Source organism: Streptomyces sp. DH10 (assembly GCF_029813805.1).
GTDB lineage: Bacteria > Actinomycetota > Actinomycetes > Streptomycetales > Streptomycetaceae > Streptomyces > Streptomyces coeruleofuscus.
Genome location: NZ_JARVKU010000034.1, coordinates 12,617 through 28,280, shown reverse-complemented (window position 1 = coordinate 28,280; position 15,664 = coordinate 12,617). Strand labels below are relative to the sequence as shown.

15 protein-coding genes and 1 pseudogene are annotated in these 15,664 nt (G+C 70.5%); 5 read left to right on the top strand and 11 right to left on the bottom strand.

Annotated elements, in window-relative coordinates; genetic code table 11:
• Nucleotides 1-207: 207 nt before the first annotated feature.
• A complete protein-coding gene (gene gabT, locus QC385_RS40665) occupies nucleotides 208-1,542 on the top strand; it encodes a 4-aminobutyrate--2-oxoglutarate transaminase (RefSeq protein ID WP_279546444.1) in 1,335 nt (444 codons plus the stop codon).
• A gap of 186 nt (nucleotides 1,543-1,728) precedes the next feature.
• A pseudogene (locus QC385_RS40660) lies at nucleotides 1,729-1,953 on the top strand (phosphatase PAP2 family protein); the annotation flags it as partial.
• On the opposite strand, the gene QC385_RS40655 reads toward QC385_RS40660, so the two are convergent.
• Nucleotides 1,953-2,846: an NAD(P)-dependent oxidoreductase gene (locus tag QC385_RS40655; RefSeq protein WP_279546443.1), complete on the bottom strand. Its 894-nt coding sequence runs from the start codon at nucleotides 2,844-2,846 to the stop codon at nucleotides 1,953-1,955. The pseudogene QC385_RS40660 and the gene QC385_RS40655 sit on opposite strands and share 1 nt — an antisense overlap.
• A 129-nt stretch (nucleotides 2,847-2,975) precedes the next feature.
• Here QC385_RS40655 and QC385_RS40650 point away from each other — a divergent pair, with 129 nt between their 5' ends.
• Entirely contained in the window at nucleotides 2,976-3,305 is a 330-nt protein-coding gene (locus QC385_RS40650) for a winged helix-turn-helix transcriptional regulator (protein WP_279546442.1), read from the top strand.
• Between the two features lie 7 nt (nucleotides 3,306-3,312).
• Here the strand turns inward: QC385_RS40650 and QC385_RS40645 are convergent, their stop codons facing one another.
• Nucleotides 3,313-5,130 (bottom strand): acyltransferase, encoded by a 1,818-nt coding sequence (locus QC385_RS40645; protein WP_279546441.1) that lies wholly within the window; start codon nucleotides 5,128-5,130, stop codon nucleotides 3,313-3,315.
• Between the two features lie 63 nt (nucleotides 5,131-5,193).
• On the opposite strand from QC385_RS40645, the gene QC385_RS40640 reads away from it, so the two are divergent.
• Nucleotides 5,194-5,862 carry a phosphatase PAP2 family protein gene (locus QC385_RS40640; RefSeq protein WP_279546440.1) on the top strand — a complete coding sequence of 223 codons (669 nt, stop codon included), beginning with the start codon at nucleotides 5,194-5,196 and terminating at the stop codon, nucleotides 5,860-5,862.
• 3 nt (nucleotides 5,863-5,865) lie between these two features.
• Here QC385_RS40640 and QC385_RS40635 read toward each other — a convergent pair whose 3' ends face one another.
• From QC385_RS40635 to QC385_RS40605, 7 genes are all read right to left on the bottom strand, one after another.
• Nucleotides 5,866-6,321: a hypothetical protein gene (locus QC385_RS40635; protein WP_279546439.1), complete on the bottom strand. Its 456-nt coding sequence runs from the start codon at nucleotides 6,319-6,321 to the stop codon at nucleotides 5,866-5,868.
• Nucleotides 6,322-6,463: 142 nt separating this feature from the next.
• Nucleotides 6,464-7,891, bottom strand: a complete 1,428-nt coding sequence (locus tag QC385_RS40630; RefSeq protein WP_279546438.1) for an NAD(P)/FAD-dependent oxidoreductase — start codon at nucleotides 7,889-7,891, stop codon at nucleotides 6,464-6,466.
• 18 nt (nucleotides 7,892-7,909) lie between these two features.
• Nucleotides 7,910-8,710 carry an ABC transporter permease subunit gene (locus QC385_RS40625; RefSeq protein WP_086848825.1) on the bottom strand — a complete coding sequence of 267 codons (801 nt, stop codon included), beginning with the start codon at nucleotides 8,708-8,710 and terminating at the stop codon, nucleotides 7,910-7,912.
• Nucleotides 8,711-9,640 (bottom strand): ABC transporter permease, encoded by a 930-nt coding sequence (locus QC385_RS40620; RefSeq protein WP_279546437.1) that lies wholly within the window; start codon nucleotides 9,638-9,640, stop codon nucleotides 8,711-8,713.
• Nucleotides 9,640-10,785 carry an ABC transporter ATP-binding protein gene (locus QC385_RS40615; RefSeq protein WP_279546436.1) on the bottom strand — a complete coding sequence of 382 codons (1,146 nt, stop codon included), beginning with the start codon at nucleotides 10,783-10,785 and terminating at the stop codon, nucleotides 9,640-9,642. Before QC385_RS40615 ends, QC385_RS40620 begins: the two co-directional genes overlap by 1 nt.
• Before the next feature lie 6 nt (nucleotides 10,786-10,791).
• The gene (locus tag QC385_RS40610) at nucleotides 10,792-12,039 is read right to left on the bottom strand and encodes a polyamine ABC transporter substrate-binding protein (RefSeq protein ID WP_279546435.1); all 1,248 of its coding nucleotides are present in this window, start codon (nucleotides 12,037-12,039) and stop codon (nucleotides 10,792-10,794) included.
• 57 nt (nucleotides 12,040-12,096) lie between these two features.
• On the bottom strand, nucleotides 12,097-13,632 hold the full coding sequence (locus QC385_RS40605; RefSeq protein WP_279546434.1) for a gamma-aminobutyraldehyde dehydrogenase: 1,536 nt from the start codon (nucleotides 13,630-13,632) through the stop codon (nucleotides 12,097-12,099).
• A 200-nt stretch (nucleotides 13,633-13,832) separates the two neighbouring features.
• Between QC385_RS40605 and QC385_RS40600 the strand changes: the two genes are divergently transcribed.
• A complete protein-coding gene (locus QC385_RS40600; RefSeq protein ID WP_279546433.1) occupies nucleotides 13,833-14,402 on the top strand; it encodes an NADAR family protein in 570 nt (189 codons plus the stop codon).
• 53 nt (nucleotides 14,403-14,455) lie between these two features.
• Here the strand turns inward: QC385_RS40600 and QC385_RS40595 are convergent, their stop codons facing one another.
• Nucleotides 14,456-14,920, bottom strand: coding sequence for a DUF4190 domain-containing protein (locus tag QC385_RS40595; protein ID WP_059419121.1), 465 nt, complete (start codon nucleotides 14,918-14,920; stop codon nucleotides 14,456-14,458).
• A gap of 68 nt (nucleotides 14,921-14,988) precedes the next feature.
• Nucleotides 14,989-15,624, bottom strand: coding sequence for a DUF4190 domain-containing protein (locus QC385_RS40590; protein ID WP_279546432.1), 636 nt, complete (start codon nucleotides 15,622-15,624; stop codon nucleotides 14,989-14,991).
• Between the last annotated feature and the right edge of the window lie 40 nt (nucleotides 15,625-15,664).

Below are 15,664 nucleotides of genomic sequence, written 5' to 3'. Positions count from 1 at the left end.
ATCTAACGCCCTCCCCTGGGGAGTTCACCGCTTACACGGCCGGGGCGTGGGCACCGGTCCACGGGACCGCCATGTCCACCCCGGACAAGCCGCCCCTCCGACAACGCCCACATGGAGCATGCCCACCCCCCTCCCCCCGCCCTAGCCTGCGAGAAAAGAAGCGAAGTGTCCGTACACCCCCCGTCCGCACCACCCCAGGAGCCCCGCATGACCGCAATTCCGCAGGAGCGCCGCGTCGTCACCGCCATTCCCGGACCGAAGTCGCAGGAGTTGCAGGCCCGCCGTACCGCCGCGGTCGCGCAGGGTGTGGGGTCCGTGCTGCCCGTGTTCACGGCGCGGGCCGGTGGCGGGATCATCGAGGACGTCGACGGCAACCGGCTGATCGACTTCGGGTCCGGCATCGCCGTGACCTCCGTCGGCGCCTCCGCCGAGGCCGTCGTGCGCCGGGCGTCCGCCCAGCTCGCCGACTTCACCCACACCTGTTTCATGGTCACGCCGTACGAGGGGTACGTCGAGGTCGCCGAGGCCCTCGCCGAGCTGACGCCGGGTGACCACGCCAAGAAGAGCGCGCTGTTCAACTCCGGCGCCGAGGCCGTCGAGAACGCCGTGAAGATCGCGCGGTCGTACACGAAGCGGCAGGCCGTCGTGGTGTTCGACCACGGCTACCACGGGCGCACCAACCTGACCATGGCGCTGACGTCCAAGAACATGCCGTACAAGCACGGCTTCGGGCCGTTCGCGCCCGAGGTGTACCGCGTGCCCGTGGCGTACGGCTACCGCTGGCCGACCGGTCCCGAGAACGCCGGTCCCGAGGCCGCCGCGCAGGCCATCGACCAGATCAGCAAGCAGGTCGGTGCGGAGAACGTCGCCGCGGTCATCATCGAGCCGGTGCTCGGCGAGGGCGGTTTCATCGAGCCGGCCAAGGGCTTCCTGCCGGCGATCAGCAAGTTCGCCTCCGACCACGGCATCGTCTTCGTCGCCGACGAGATCCAGTCCGGCTTCTGCCGTACGGGACAGTGGTTCGCGTGCGAGGACGAGGGCATCGTCCCGGACCTGATCACCACCGCCAAGGGCATCGCCGGCGGTCTGCCGCTCGCCGCCGTGACCGGGCGCGCCGAGATCATGGACGCCGCGCACGCCGGCGGTCTGGGCGGCACCTACGGCGGCAACCCGGTCGCCTGCGCGGGCGCCCTGGGCTCGATCGAGACCATGAAGGAGCTCGACCTCAACGCCAGGGCGAAGAACATCGAGGCCGTGATGAAGGCGCGCCTGTCCGCCATGCAGGACAAGTTCGACGTCATCGGCGACGTCCGTGGCCGCGGCGCGATGATCGCCATCGAGCTGGTCAAGGACCGTACGACCAAGGAGCCCAACCCCGAGGCGACCGCCGCGCTCGCCAAGGCCTGCCACGCCGAGGGCCTGCTGGTCCTGACCTGTGGCACCTACGGCAACGTGCTCCGTTTCCTGCCCCCGCTGGTGATCGGCGAGAACCTGCTGAACGAGGGCCTCGACATCATCGAGCAGGCCTTCGCACGTATCTGACGTCGGCTTCTCCTGCGCCCCGGCGCCGGATCGCGCGCATCTGAGCCGGCCTCGGGGCAGGTGAGCCGCTCCGGTTCCGCTACCGGGGCGGCGAGCGGCAGAGCGTGTGAAGAAGGTGTGCGAGGTGGATGACAGGGGGCCCTGCGGCCTGTCCTCCGCCCAGCCCCTGTCGTAGGTTCTACCCAGATGAGAGATACACCCCGCCCACAGGGGACTGTGGGTGACATCAGGCCGGGGCCTCCCCAGCTTCGACCTGGTCGTGCCCTCGCGCACACAACCGGAGCCTGAGGCTCTGGATCTCCTCACCGATCGGACAGTCGCCCGCCCCAAACCCCCCGGGGCGCGCGACGTTCCGGTCCGGACGGCCGCCCCGGAACCACCCCCCCTGTTCCGGGGCGGCCGACCTCCCTCTACGCCCCACTGTGCGGCGACTTCCTGAGTACTTCGGTCAGCGCCGAGACGCTGCGCTCGCCGTGGCCCGCCTCAGCCGCCCGCCGCACCAGATCGTGCAGGGGAGCCAGCCAGGCGGTGTCGACGTTCGTCTCCTCGGCCAGGTCGTCGTCATGGGCCGCGGCCGCGAGGAAGAGGTTCACCGAACTGGCGGCATCGCTGTAGTCGCCGCTGTCGATCTCGGCGGCGTAGACCGGCAGCAGCGCTTTGATCATGTCCAGCCACTTGCCGGCGAACCGCACCATCGAGTCCACCCGCAGTCCTCGTGCCTGGACGGCGGCGGCGCCCTGGAAGAAGCCGACGAGCGCGGGCAGCAGCATCGCGCCCACCGCCATCTCGTACAGCGCGGCGAGATCGGGTTCCTCCCCGAGATGGACGGTGTCGCCGCCCAGCACCCTCAGGGTCGCCTCGTACTCCTCGAAGACGGCCCGGTCGCCGCTGTAGTAGAGCAGCGTGTCCGGTGCTCCCACCGCCGCCGGTACGTTCTTGACCGCCCCGGCGAGCAGCCGGGTGCCGTGCGCGCGGGCCCACGCGGCCGTCTCACGGGCACCGGCCGGGGAGCCGCTGTTCAGGGTGACGAGGGTTCGTCCCCGTAAGACACGCGCGGCGGGCTCCAGCGCCGCGCGGGTGTCCTCGAAGGTGGTCAGGCAGGTGATGACCAGTCCACTGGCCGCGACCGCGTCCGCGACGGACGCGGCGTGCAGCGCCCCCTGGTCCACCAGCGGCCCGGCCCGGCCCGGGGTGCGGTTCCAGACGGTCGTCGGGTGTCCCGCCGCCACGAACGCCTCGGCCAGTGCCCGGCCCATCGAGCCCAGTCCGATGACGGTGACCGATGTGCGGTTGTCCCCAGCCATGTTTTCTCTCCCTTGTTCTCCGTACGGGAGCGTTCTCCGTACGGGAATCCATGCTGGGTGGTCGCGTACATTCCCTCAAGTACCTACATTTTCCTCGGGTACTGACATTCTTGTTCGTGGGAGGGCCGAATGACGAAGCGCACCTATACGTGCGGACTGGACGCCGCCATCGCCGTCATGGGCGGAAAGTGGAAGGGCCTGATTCTGTTCTCACTCGGCGAAGGCCCCTTACGCTTCGGGGAGTTGAGGCGAACCGTGGCCGGCATCAGCGAAAGGATGCTGATTCTTCAGCTCCGCGAGATGGAGCACAGCGGTCTCGTACACCGCGAAGTGCATCACCAGGTGCCGCCGAAGGTGGAGTACTCGCTGACCGATTTCGGCCGTTCCCTCAACGCCGCGATGGCGCCCCTCGGCGAATGGGGCGAGGAAAACCTGGAGCGGATAGCAGCCATTCCGTGAGCGGGAATCATGCCGTTCCTCCGGCGGGCAGGGCCGGTTCCGGGCGGTGGATGCCGCGCGGGCGGTATCCCAGGACGTCCGCGAGGCCGACGAGATCCGCGAGCAGCCAGACGATGGCGAGCCACATCTCCGTGCCCTGGAGCCCTGGTTCACGGCCCGGGCCGGTGCCGTCGGGGGTGGGGCCGAAGGGGAAGCCGCGGCCCGGGTGCCAGCGGCGCAGGGCGGCGGTGAGCTGGTTCGCCGCCCAGGAGCGGGCCTCCTCGGCGCGGTGGGTGGTCTGCCGGGCGCAGAGCCACAGGGGGTGGATCACGTCCAGGACGTTGCAGGCGTTCTCCCGGCCTGGCGCGAAGTGGCGGGGGTCGCGCGTGTGGTCGAGGACGGTGTCGATCACACGCTCCGCGTACGGCACGGGCAGGCCGAACTGGGCGAAGGAGCCCCGGGTGAGCCGGTAGTAGCCGTTGACCGTCTGGAGGCGCCCGGACTCGGGGGTGGGCGAGCCCCACATGCCCGTCCAGGGGTCGGCGTGGGTGTGCAGCCAGCCGAAGAGCGCCTCCAGCGCCCCGGGGGCGGCCGCCTCCGTACCGAGGCGCAGGTTCCAGTGCGCGGCGGTGGACCAGGAGTCGACCCACGACCCGGCGTGCCAGGCACGGTCGCGCCAGGGCAGGTCGGCCAGGTGCCGGACCAGTCGGTCCGCCGTGGTGGTGCGCACCGTGTGGACCGGATGGGCGAAGGAACTGCCGAGCAGGTCCAGCGCGTAGCCCACGCACAGCACGTGATAGGCCGAGGCCCCGTCCTCCGGCAGCCCGGCCGGACCGGGGACCGGCGGTGGCGCGCCGTACTCGGGGACCAGCCCGGTGACGGGGTCCTGGAGCGCCCGCAGCCGTGCCGCGTGCTCGGCGGCGGGCTGATCGGGCGGCGCTTCCCCGAGCAGCAGCCCGGCGATCTCGACGGCGTCGCAGTGCGCCCGCACGGTCGGCTCGGCACCGGGCCGGTCGGCGTACCGGCCGGTGCCGGGTTGCCGGCAGCGGTCGAGCAGGTCGGCGGCCTGCGCGCGGGCGGCGGCGGCGAACGCGGACAGATCACCGGCGAGCGCCGACGGCTCCTGGGCGGGGTGCGGTGCGCTTCGCTGTGGCCCTGTCAGCGGCTCTGCCGCGGGCCGACTCCGCGGACCCGCCGTCTCACTGCCCGATGCCGTGGCACCCGGCGCCGCTCCGCCCGGCACCTCCGCGCTCTGTGCCGCCCCGCGCGGCTCCCGTCGGTCGCGTATCCGTCGGGCCGGGTTTCCGGCCGCCACCGTCCACGCGGGCAGGTCCTTCGTGACGACCGCGCCGGCGCCGACGACGCAGTGGTCGCCGATCGTGACGCCGTCCACGACGACCACGTGGGAACCGATCCACACGTCGTCGCCGACCGTGATCCCGCGGCTGGTGACGGGCTGCTGATGGACCGGCAGCTCGGGCGAGGTCCCGTGGTTGAAGGCGAGCAGCGAGCTGTGGGCGCCGATGCGCACCGCGTCCCCGAGGGTGACGGTGCCCCGCACCACGGTGAAGGGGTTGATCGTGCAGTCGGCGCCGGTGCGTATGTCACCGGTGACGTAGGCGTGGGCCGCGATGTACGAGCGGTCGCCCAGGTGCAGGACGTCCGGGTACACCGCGGCCGTCTCCGCGACGAAGCAGCCCTCACCGAGCCGTACCGACCCGGCTCTCCCGAGCAGCCGCTTCCGCCGCTGGTCCTGCGCCGCCCGCTGCCGCTGGGACGCCTGCTCCGCGTAGAGCCACGGGCAGTGGTCGAAGAGGCCGTCGTCGTCGCTCTCCTGCTGGTTCACGTGATCCTCCACCGGGTCGCGCGGGCGGACAGGGGAATCTGTTCCCGTGCCAAGCTGGATCCCATGCCGATCTCCGGGAACCAGGATCTCGACGCGCCCACCACCGCGCGGCACGCGCGCTTCCCGGCCCTCCTGTTCGGCCTCCCGGCGCTCCTCTTCGCCCTGATCACCTGGCAGGTCGTCGCGGACGGCCCGCTCGTCCGGCTCGACGAGCGCGTCAGCCGCGGCCTCGTCCACCCGGACGGCCTCTCCGAGTTCCTCTCCGACCTCGGCAACATCCCGGTCGCGGTTCCGGTTCTCGCCGTCGTGCTCGGACACGTCGCCCTGCGAACCCGCCGCACGGACCGCTGGTGGCCGCCCGTCACCGCCGCGGCCCTCCTCATGGCCCTGGTCCCGACACTGATCATTCCGCTCAAGGAACTCACGGACCGCCCGGGCACCCCGGCCGTCCCGCCCGGCACCGGCTACTACCCCTCGGGCCACACCGCCACGGCCGCCATCGCCTACGGCTGCGCGACCCTGCTCCTGCTCCCCCGGCTGCGCACGCCCCCCGCCCGCCGCGCGCTGGTCACCGGCTGCCTCCTCCTCGTACTCGGCGTGAGCTACGGCCTGGTCCGCCGGGGCTACCACTGGCCGCTGGACGTGGTGGCCAGCTGGTGTCTGTGCGCGGTGCTGCTGTCGTCGCTGTGGCTGTTCCTCAGACGGCCGACGCCGCCCGGGCAGCCCCGGTAGGGCCTAACCGTCGTTCTCCGTGGCCAGCCCCGCCGCCGCCTCGTGCATCGCCAGTTCCAGCAGGGCCGGGTCCGTCAGGGTGCCCGAGCCGTCCGGGGGGACCAGCCAGCGGACTCCGCCGGGTGAGGAACGGCCGGGGTACGGCACGACGATCCAGGTGCCGGCGCCCGCCGTGCGGATGCCCGTGCCGAGCCAGCGGGCCGCGGTGCCCGGCGGCACGAAGAACCCCATGCGCGCGTCGCCGAAGTCGACGAGGACGGGACCCGGCTGGTCGAGCACCCGGCTGAGCACGTCGAGCGTGGCGTAGCCGAGTTCGCCGGGCAGGATGAGCACGTCCCACGCGCTGCCGGCCGGCAGCAGCGCGACCCCGAGCGGGCTGCGCTCCCACTCCCAGCGGCAGGCCTCGGGATCGGGTGCGACGGATGAGAGCCACTCGACCGCCGTCTTCGCACCGGTCATCAGGAAGACCTCCATCCCACTCGTGAATCTCGCGAACGCGCAGGGCGTTCCGAGGGCGTCACGAGAGAGAGGGAGGTCTCCTCGCGGTCATTACGCGGGTTTGGGCCCCTCGTTGGAGTGAACCGTCTCACACCTGGCCGGTTCAGCTGTCGAAGCCCAGCCCCAGCCGGTCCATCGTGCGCAGCCACAGGTTGCGGCGCCCGCCCTGGGCGTCCGCGCGGGCCAGGGACCACTTGGTGAGGGCGATGCCCGTCCAGGCGAAGGGTTCCGGCGGGAAGGGCAGGGGCTTCTTGCGGACCATGTGCAGTTCCGTGCGTTCCGTGCGCTCGCCGGACAGCAGGTCCAGCATCACCTCGGCGCCGAAGCGCGTCGCGCCGACGCCCAGGCCCGTGTAACCCGCCGCGTAGGCGACCTTCCGCTGGTGGGCGGTGCCGAAGAACGCCGAGAAGCGGGAGCAGGTGTCGATGGCGCCGCCCCAGGCGTGGGTGAAGCGGACGCCCTCCAGTTGCGGGAAGCAGGTGAAGAAGTGCCCGGCGAGCTTGGCATAGGTCTCCGGGCGGTCGTCGTACTCGGCGCGGACACGGCCGCCGTACGGGTAGACCGCGTCGTAGCCGCCCCAGAGGATCCGGTTGTCGGCCGACAGGCGGAAGTAGTGGAACTGGTTGGCGCTGTCCCCGAGGCCCTGGCGGTTCTTCCAGCCGATCGACGCGAGTTGCCCGGGGGTGAGCGGCTCGGTCATCAGGGCGTAGTCGTAGACCGGGACGGTGTACGAGCGGACGCGTCTGACCAGGTTCGGGAAGACGTTCGTGCCGAGGGCGACCTGGCGGGCGCGGATCCGGCCGTAGGGGGTGCGTACGGCCATGCCCGCGCCGTACGGCTTCAGGGTGAGGGCGGGGGTGTGCTCGTGGACGCGGACGCCCAGCTCGACGCAGGCCCGCTTCAGTCCCCAGGCGAGCTTCGCCGGATGCAGCATGGCAACACCCCTGCGGTCCCACAGGCCCGCCTGGAAGGTCGGTGAGTTCACCTGCTCCCGGACCGCCTCGGCGTCCAGGAACTCGACGTCCTCGGCGAGGCCCCGGCGGGCCGTCTCCTCGTGCCAGTCGCGCAGTTCCGCCGCCTGGTACGGCTCGGTGGCGACGTCGATCTCGCCGGTGCGTTCGAAGTCGCAGTCGATGCCGTGCCGGGCGACCGCCGCCTCGATCTCGTCGAGGTTGCGGGCGCCCAGCTCCTGGAGAGTGTGGATCTCCTCCGGCCAGCGGGCGAGGCCGTTGGGCAGGCCGTGGGTGAGGGAGGCGGCGCAGAATCCGCCGTTGCGGCCCGAGGCGGCCCAGCCCACCTCGCGGCCCTCCACCAGCACCACGTCCCGCCGCGGGTCGCGTTCCTTGGCGATCAGCGCCGTCCACAGTCCGCTGTAGCCGCCGCCGACGACCAGCAGATCGCAGGTCTCGGAGGTGGTGAGGGCGGGTTCGGGGCGGGGCCGGCCGGGGTCGTCCAGCCAGTACGGGACCGGCTGGGCGTCGGAAAGCGAACGAATCCACTGGTACGGCTGATTCATGGCGCTCGGGGCCATGATTTCAACTCCCTACGGTTATGCCTTTTGTCTGTTGCGGCGATTACCGACGGCCATGGAAGCCAGGACGAACAGTACGGCGACGATGAACATGGCCGTTCCGATCACATTGATCTGAACGGGCGTTCCGCGCTGCGCCGAGCCCCAGACGAACATGGGGAAGGTGACGGTCGAGCCGGCGTTGAAATTGGTGATGATGAAGTCGTCGAAGGAGAGGGCGAAGGCGAGCATGGCGCCCGCCGCGATGCCCGGCGCCGCGATCGGCAGGGTGACCCGGACGAAGGTCTGGAACGGGCCCGCGTACAGGTCCCGCGCCGCCTCCTCCAGTTTGGGATCCATCGACATCACGCGCGCCTTGACGGCCGTGACCACGAAACTCAGGCAGAACATGATGTGCGCGATGAGGATCGTCCAGAAGCCCAGCTGGGCGCCCATGTTGAGGAACAGGGTGAGCAGCGAGGCGGCCATGACGACCTCGGGCATCGCCATCGGCAGGAAGATCAGCGAGTTCACGGCGCCGCGGGCGCGGAACCGGTAGCGGACCAGCGCGAAGGCGATCAGCGTGCCGAGGAGCGTGGCGCCGAGGGTCGCCCAGAACGCGATCTGGAGGCTGAGCGACAGCGAGCCGCACAGATCGGAGACCCCGCACGGGTCCTTCCAGGCGTCCAGGGAGAACTGCTGCCACTCGTAGTTGAAGCGCCCCTTCGGTTTGTTGAAGGAGAACACCGTGACGATGACGTTCGGCAGGAGCAGATAGCCCAGCGTGAGCAGTCCCGCGATGACGACGAGATTTCTTTTCAGCCAGTTGACGAAGGGCATTTAGACCAGATCCTCCGTCCCGGACCTGCGGATGTAGAGGGTGACCATGAGGAGAATGGCCGCCATGAGGATGAAGGAGAGCGCCGCGGCGGTCGGATAGTCGAGCACTCTCAGGAACTGCGTCTGGATGACGTTTCCGACCATGCGGGTGTCCGTGGAGCCGAGCAGGTCGGCGTTGACGTAGTCGCCGGTGGCCGGGATGAAGGTCAGCAGCGTGCCGGAGACGACACCCGGCATCGACAGCGGGAAGGTGACCTTGCGGAAGGTCGTCCAGGGGCGGGCGTACAGGTCACCGGCGGCCTCGTGGAGCCGGCCGTCGATGCGCTCCAGCGAGGTGTAGAGCGGCAGGATCATGAACGGCAGGAAGTTGTAGGTCAGGCCGCACACCACCGCGAGCGGCGTGGCGAGCACCCGGTCGCCGGCGGTCCAGCCGAGCCAGCCGGTGACGTCCAGGACGTGCAGCGTGTCGAGGGCGCCGACGAGCGGGCCGCCGTCCGCGAGGATCGTCTTCCAGGCCAGGGTGCGGATCAGGAAGCTGGTGAAGAACGGCGCGATCACCAGGATCATGATCAGGTTCCGCCAGCGGCCCGCGCGGAAGGCGATCAGATACGCGAGCGGGTAGCCGAGCAGGAGGCACAGGATCGTCGCGGTGCCCGCGTAGAGCACGGACCGGACGAACTGCGGCCAGTACGCGGACAGCGCGTCCCAGTACGTGGCGAAGTGCCAGGTGACCTTGTAGCCCTCCTCCAGCGAGCCCGTCTGCACGGACGTGGATGCCTGGTAGATCATCGGCAGCGCGAAGAACACCAGCAGCCAGAGGATGCCGGGGAGCAGCAGCCAGTAGGGGGTCCAGCGGCCCCGGCGCTTCGGGGGTTTCGGCTCGGGGGCCTGTGGTGCGAGCGGTGGTGGCGCCTCGGTGAGTGTCGACATCAGGCCGCCTCTTCCACTCCGGCGTCCGCGTCCTGGTCCGCGTCCAGGCCGAAGGTGTGGGCCGGGTTCCAGTGCAGGACGACCTCGGCGCCGGGCACGAGCCGGGGGTCGCGGTCGATGTTCTGGGCGTAGACCTCGAAGTCCGTACAGACCGGGCTGTCGACGACGTACTGCGTCGAGACGCCGATGAAGCTGGAGTCGGCGATCCGGCCGGTGATGCGGTTGCGGCCGTCGGGTATCTCGCCGGCGTCGTCCGCGTGGGTGAGGGAGATCTTCTCCGGGCGGACGCCGACCAGCACCTTGCCGCCGGTGGCCGCAGGGGCGGAACACCGCGCCTCGGGCAGGACGAGCTTGCCGCCGCCCGCCTTCAGCACGATCTCCTCGCCGCTCCTGGAGTCGATCTCGGCCTCGATGAAGTTGGAGGTGCCGAGGAAGTTGGCGACGAAGGTGGTGCGCGGGTTCTCGTAGAGGTCGGCCGGTGAGCCGAGCTGTTCGACGCGGCCCGCGTTCATCACGGCGACCGTGTCGGCCATGGTCATGGCCTCCTCCTGGTCGTGCGTGACGTGGATGAAGGTGATGCCGACCTCGGTCTGGATGCGCTTGAGCTCCAGCTGCATCTGGCGGCGCAGCTTCAGGTCGAGGGCGCCGAGCGGCTCGTCGAGGAGGAGCACCTTGGGGTGGTTGATCAGCGCGCGGGCCACGGCGACGCGCTGCTGCTGGCCGCCGGAGAGCTGGTGCGGCTTCTTACGGGCCTGCTCGCCGAGCTGGACCAGGTCGAGCATCTCCCCGACCTGCTTCTTCACGGACTTGATGCCGCGCCGGCGCAGCCCGAAGGCGACGTTCTCGAAGATGTCGAGGTGCGGGAAGAGGGCGTAGGACTGGAAGACCGTGTTCACGGGCCGCTTGTACGGCGGGAGCGCGGTCACGTCCTGGCCGCCCAGCGAGACGGTGCCGGCGGAGGGTTCCTCCAGGCCGGCGATCATGCGCAGGGTGGTGGTCTTGCCGCAGCCGGAGGCGCCGAGCAGGGCGAAGAAGGAGCCCTGCGGCACGGTCAGGTCGAGCGGATGGACGGCGGTGAAGGCGCCGTAGGTCTTGGATATGCCCGTCAGGCGGACGTCGCCGGTGGGGTCTGTCTTGTTCGTCATCTTGGGTCACGCCCCCGTCAGCTTCGCGAACTTCTCTTCGAACTCGGTCTCTTCCTTCGAGCTCAGCGAGCGGAAGGCGTGCGACTTGGCGGCCATGGCCTTGTCGGGGATGATCAGCGGGTTGTTCGCCGCGTCCTCGTCGATCTTCGCCAGTTCGGCCTTCACGCCGTCGACGGGGCACACGTAGTTGATGTACGCGGCGAGTTCGGCGGCCGGCTTCGGCTCGTAGTAGAAGTCGATGAGCCGCTCGGCGTTCGTCTTGTGCCGGGCCTTGTTGGGGATCAGCAGGTTGTCGGTCGACGTCATGTAGCCGCTGTCCGGGATGAGGAAGTCGATGTCGGGGCTGTCCGCCTTGAGCTGCACGACGTCCCCGGCCCAGGCGATGCAGGCGGCGAAGTCTCCGCTGGTCAGGTCCGAGGTGTAGTCGTTGCCGGTGAAGCGGCGGATCTGGCCCTTGTCGACGGCCTTCTGGAGCCGGGCGATGGCCGCGTCGTAGTCGTCGGCGGTGAAGTCCGCCGGGTCCTTGCCCATGTCGAGCAGCGTCATGCCGACGCTGTCGCGCATCTCCGACAGGAAGCCGACCCGCCCCTTGAGCTTGGGGTTGTCGAGCAGGTCGGATACCGACTTCACCTCGACGCCGTCGAGCGCCTTCTTGTTGTACGCGATGACGGTCGAGATGCCCTGCCAGACGTAGGAGTAGGCGCGGCCCGGGTCCCAGTCGGGGCTGCGGAACTGGGCCGACAGGTTGGCGTAGGCGTGCGGCAGGTTGGCCGGGTCGAGCTTCTGCACCCAGCCGAGGCGGATGAGGCGGCCGGCCAGCCAGTCGGTGAGGACGATGATGTCGCGGCCGGTGTCCTGGCCCGCGGCGAGCTGCGGCTTGATCTTGCCGAAGAACTCGTTGTTGTCGTTGATGTCCTCGGTGTACTTGACCTTGACGCCGGTGCGTTTCGTGAACTGCTCCAGCGTCGGGTGGTGCTTGCCGCTGTCGTCGACGTCCATGTACTCGGTCCAGTTGGAGAAGCTCACGGTCTTCTCCTTGGCCGAGCGGTCCTCCGCCGGGACGCCGCCCTGCGACCGGCCCGCCGCCGGGATGCCGCAGGCGCTCAGCGACCCGAGTCCACCGGCCGCGAGCGCCCCGCCCGCGGAGGCGCGCAGCAGCGACCGCCGGGTGAGAGCGGCCCTGCCGTTCCTGAAACTGCGCCGCATGGCGGCCACTTGGGCCGGGGACAGGCGGTCGGGCTCGTACTGCTCCATGCGCGTGGTGCCCTTTCGAAAGGGTGGGCGGCCGTTGGTCAGGCGGCCTGCAGACGACTATCGGTCCCCGAAGACGGTGCGGTGCCAGTCCTTCGCGGCCACCGCGGTGTTGTCGAACATGACGTGCTTGATCTGGGTGTACTCCTCGAACGAGTACGCGGACATGTCCTTGCCGTAGCCGGAGGACTTGTAGCCGCCGTGCGGCATCTCGCTGATGATCGGGATGTGGTCGTTGATCCACACACAGCCCGCCTTGATCTCGCGTGTGGCCCCGTTCGCCCGGTACACGTCCCGGCTCCAGGCGGAGGCGGCGAGCCCGTACGGGGTGTCGTTGGCGAGTGCGATGCCCTCGTCGTCGGTGTCGAAGGGCAGCACGACCAGGACCGGTCCGAAGATCTCGGACTGGACGACCTCGCTGTCCTGGGCGGCGCCGGCGATGAGGGTGGGCCGGTAGTAGGCGCCCTTGGCGAGCTCACCCTCGGGTGCTTCGCCTCCGGTCACCACGCGCGCGTAGGCCCGTGCCCGGTCCACGAACCCGGCGACCCGGTCCCGCTGCGCGTGCGAGATCAGCGGTCCGAGGTCGGTTCCGGCGGCGAAGGGGTCACCGAGCCGGACGGTCTCCATGAGCGCCGCCGTCCGCTCCACGAAGGCGTCGTACAGCGGCCGCTGCACGTACGCGCGCGTGGCGGCCGTGCAGTCCTGCCCGGTGTTGATGAGCGCGCCCGCGACCGCACCGTGGGCGGCGGCCTCCAGGTCGGCGTCGTCGAAGACCACGAAGGGCGCCTTGCCTCCGAGCTCCAGGTGGAGGCGTTTGACGGTGGCGGTGGCGATCTCGGCGACGCGCTTGCCGACGGCGGTGGAACCGGTGAAGGAGGTCATGGCCACGTCGGGGTGGCCGACGAGGTGCTCACCGGCCTCCCTGCCGGTGCCGGTCACGATGTTGATCACACCGTCCGGGATCCCGGCATCCGTGGCCGCCTGGGCGAACAGCAGCGAGGTCAGCGGCGTGAGCTCGGCGGGTTTGAGGACGATGGTGTTGCCCGCCGCGATCGCCGGCAGGACCTTCCAGGCGGCCATCTGGAGGGGGTAGTTCCAGGGTGCGATAGAGCCGACGACACCGATGGGCTCGCGCCGGGTGTACGAGGTGTGGTCCCCGGAGTACTCGCCGGCGGACTGGCCCTGGAGCAGCCGTGCGGCACCGGCGAAGAAGGCGGTGTTGTCGATCGTCCCCGGGACGTCGAACTCGCGGCTCAGCTTCAGCGGCTTGCCGCACTGGAGCGACTCGGCGCGGGCGAAGTCCTCGGCGCGGTCGGCCAGGACCGCGGCGAACCGGTGCAGGGCGTCGGAACGCTCGCCCGGGGTGGCTCCCGCCCAGCCCGGAAAGGCCTCGCGGGCGGCTGCGACGGCCCGGTCGACGTCGGCCGTGCCCGCGAGTTCGTAGCGGAGCACCTCCTCGCCGGACGAAGGGTCGACGACCGCGTGCGTGCGGCCGGAGGTGCCCCTGGTCAGGCGGCCGGCGATGTACTGCGCGCCCTCCGCGAAGCGCTCCTCGGCCGGAAATCGGTCCGGGGTGGCGTTGCCCGGGTTGTGCATGTCGCTCTCCTCCGTGTCCCCGTGGCGGGGCCGGCGTGGCTCAGGCTCGATTTGAGTGCCGATCCTGACAGAGGGATGTCACTCCAACAAGGGATTCCGTTGTTGATTTTTGGTTACGCGACGGAATCTGTCGACCAGGTGTCGAGTCCGCCAGGAAAAGGCAGGACGCTGTGTCAGTGGTTCCTGCCAGACTCGCGTGCATGGAGGAGATCACGGGGGCGGCCGGCTCTCGGGACGCCCTGATCAGGGCGGTCCGCGCCGGCGCGAGGATCAGGTATCTGCACTTCTGGGGGCACCGGCCGCGTTCGGACGGCCGCGTCGGGGCGAGCTGTCTGAGCCAGTGGTGGCCGGCCCCCTTCACGGTGGACGGCGTGGAGTACGCGACGGCCGAGCACTGGATGATGGCGGGCAAGGCCCGGCTCTTCGAGGACGCGGCGGCGGAACGTGCCGTGCTCGCCGCCGGGCATCCCACCGAGGCGAAGAAGGCCGGGCGGCTGGTGCGGGGCTTCGACGAGGCGATATGGCGGCGGGAGCGGTTCCGGATCGTCGTGGAGGGCAGCGTCCACAAGTTCGGGGCACATCCGGAGCTGCGGGGGTTTCTGCTGGGCACGGGCGAAAGAGTGCTGGTCGAGGCGAGCCCCGTGGACCGCGTGTGGGGCATCGGGCTGGCCGCGGACGACGAGGCGGCGATGGATCCGGAGCGGTGGCGGGGGCCGAATCTGCTGGGCTTCGCGCTGATGGAGGCGCGGGAGCGGCTGCGCGAGACGTAGGTGGCATGCGTCGGGGGCCGGTCCATCGGACCGGCCCCCGTGCGGCAGCAGCTTCAGGCAGCCGCGCCGAGCCCGCCCATGATGCTGGCGAACAGCAGGAAGCCCAGCAGCGGCAGGATCACGGTGGCGATGATGCCGCAGACCAGTCCGGCGGTCGCCGCCCCCTTGTTGGTGGCCTCACCCCGGGTGGCCTTGCCCCGCCCGATGGCGCCGAAGATGATCGCCAGGATGCCCAGGATCACACCGAAGAACCACAGCAGGAAGGTCACGCTGCACACCACGCCGATGATGCCCAGCACCAGCCCCGTGGTTCCCATGCCGTTGCTCGGCTGCGCGGGCATCGCGTAGCCGGGCGCCTGGGGGTAGCCTGCGGGCGGCGCGGCCGGGTAGCCGGGGCTCCCCTGGGGGTAGCCGTAGCCGGGGCCGCCCTGCTGCGGGTAGCCGTAGCCGGGGGCCGGCTGCTGCGGGGGCTGGGACGGCGGACCGAACCCACCGGGCGTGGGATTGGTGTTGGACATGACGATCTCCCCTCCGTTGTCAGACCAGGGAATCGTAGTGGCCAAGTCCGCCGCGCAGTACGGCTGTTTCAGTGGTGGAACGGGACGGTGGCGACCGGGGCGCGCGCGCCGTAGTACGGGTCCTCGTACGGCTCGTCGCTGTTGATCGCGGCCGTGATGCCGACGGCTATCAGGACGATCACCGCGATGCCGAGGATGATCCCGATGATGCCCATGATCAGACCCGCCTGGGCCTGACCGTGGTTGGTGGCCACTCCGGCCTCGGCGCGCTTGCGGCCCTTGATGCCGAAGACGACGGCGAGGATGCCGGTGACCAGGGAGACCACGCCGTACAGGCAGAAGAGGGTGCAGGAGATGATGCCCAGCACCATGGCGGCGACGCCCATGCCGTTCTGGGGGGCCGGCGGCATACCGGGCCAGCCGTAGCCCGCCTGGGGATAGCCGGGGTAGCCGTAGCCGCCGGTCGCCGGGCCGGTGGGGGCGGCGGGCGGGGGTGGGACGGCACCGGTGCCCGAGGTGTCGAAGTGCGGCGTGCCGGTGGGCGGGGTGAAACCCGCGCTCGGCATCGAGGTGACCGTGGCCTGGTCGTGCACGGAGGGCGGCCCTGCGGTGGGGGGCTGGTCCTTGTCGAGGGACGGCCGGTTCTCCGGGGGCGCCCACGGGTCGTGGCCGCCGCCTCCGCCGGGCTGCGTCGGGTCCGTCATGGTGCATCCCCCCTGGGTCGATCGTGCCGCCATGCTACGG

Excerpts from the sequence above, each read along its gene's own strand:
- QC385_RS40650 (WP_279546442.1), top strand. The coding sequence starts at position 2,976 with ATGACGAAGCGCACCTATACGTGCGGACTGGACGCCGCCATCGCCGTC.
- QC385_RS40630 (WP_279546438.1), bottom strand. The coding sequence starts at position 7,891 with ATGGCCCCGAGCGCCATGAATCAGCCGTACCAGTGGATTCGTTCGCTT.
- QC385_RS40620 (WP_279546437.1), bottom strand. The coding sequence starts at position 9,640 with ATGTCGACACTCACCGAGGCGCCACCACCGCTCGCACCACAGGCCCCC.
- QC385_RS40610 (WP_279546435.1), bottom strand. The coding sequence starts at position 12,039 with ATGGAGCAGTACGAGCCCGACCGCCTGTCCCCGGCCCAAGTGGCCGCC.
- QC385_RS40655 (WP_279546443.1), bottom strand. The coding sequence starts at position 2,846 with ATGGCTGGGGACAACCGCACATCGGTCACCGTCATCGGACTGGGCTCG.
- QC385_RS40635 (WP_279546439.1), bottom strand. The coding sequence starts at position 6,321 with ATGACCGGTGCGAAGACGGCGGTCGAGTGGCTCTCATCCGTCGCACCC.
- QC385_RS40625 (WP_086848825.1), bottom strand. The coding sequence starts at position 8,710 with ATGCCCTTCGTCAACTGGCTGAAAAGAAATCTCGTCGTCATCGCGGGA.
- QC385_RS40605 (WP_279546434.1), bottom strand. The coding sequence starts at position 13,632 with ATGCACAACCCGGGCAACGCCACCCCGGACCGATTTCCGGCCGAGGAG.
- QC385_RS40600 (WP_279546433.1), top strand. The coding sequence starts at position 13,833 with ATGGAGGAGATCACGGGGGCGGCCGGCTCTCGGGACGCCCTGATCAGG.
- QC385_RS40595 (WP_059419121.1), bottom strand. The coding sequence starts at position 14,920 with ATGTCCAACACCAATCCCACGCCCGGTGGGTTCGGTCCGCCGTCCCAG.
- QC385_RS40615 (WP_279546436.1), bottom strand. The coding sequence starts at position 10,785 with ATGACGAACAAGACAGACCCCACCGGCGACGTCCGCCTGACGGGCATA.
- QC385_RS40640 (WP_279546440.1), top strand. The coding sequence starts at position 5,194 with ATGCCGATCTCCGGGAACCAGGATCTCGACGCGCCCACCACCGCGCGG.
- QC385_RS40590 (WP_279546432.1), bottom strand. The coding sequence starts at position 15,624 with ATGACGGACCCGACGCAGCCCGGCGGAGGCGGCGGCCACGACCCGTGG.
- gabT (WP_279546444.1), top strand. The coding sequence starts at position 208 with ATGACCGCAATTCCGCAGGAGCGCCGCGTCGTCACCGCCATTCCCGGA.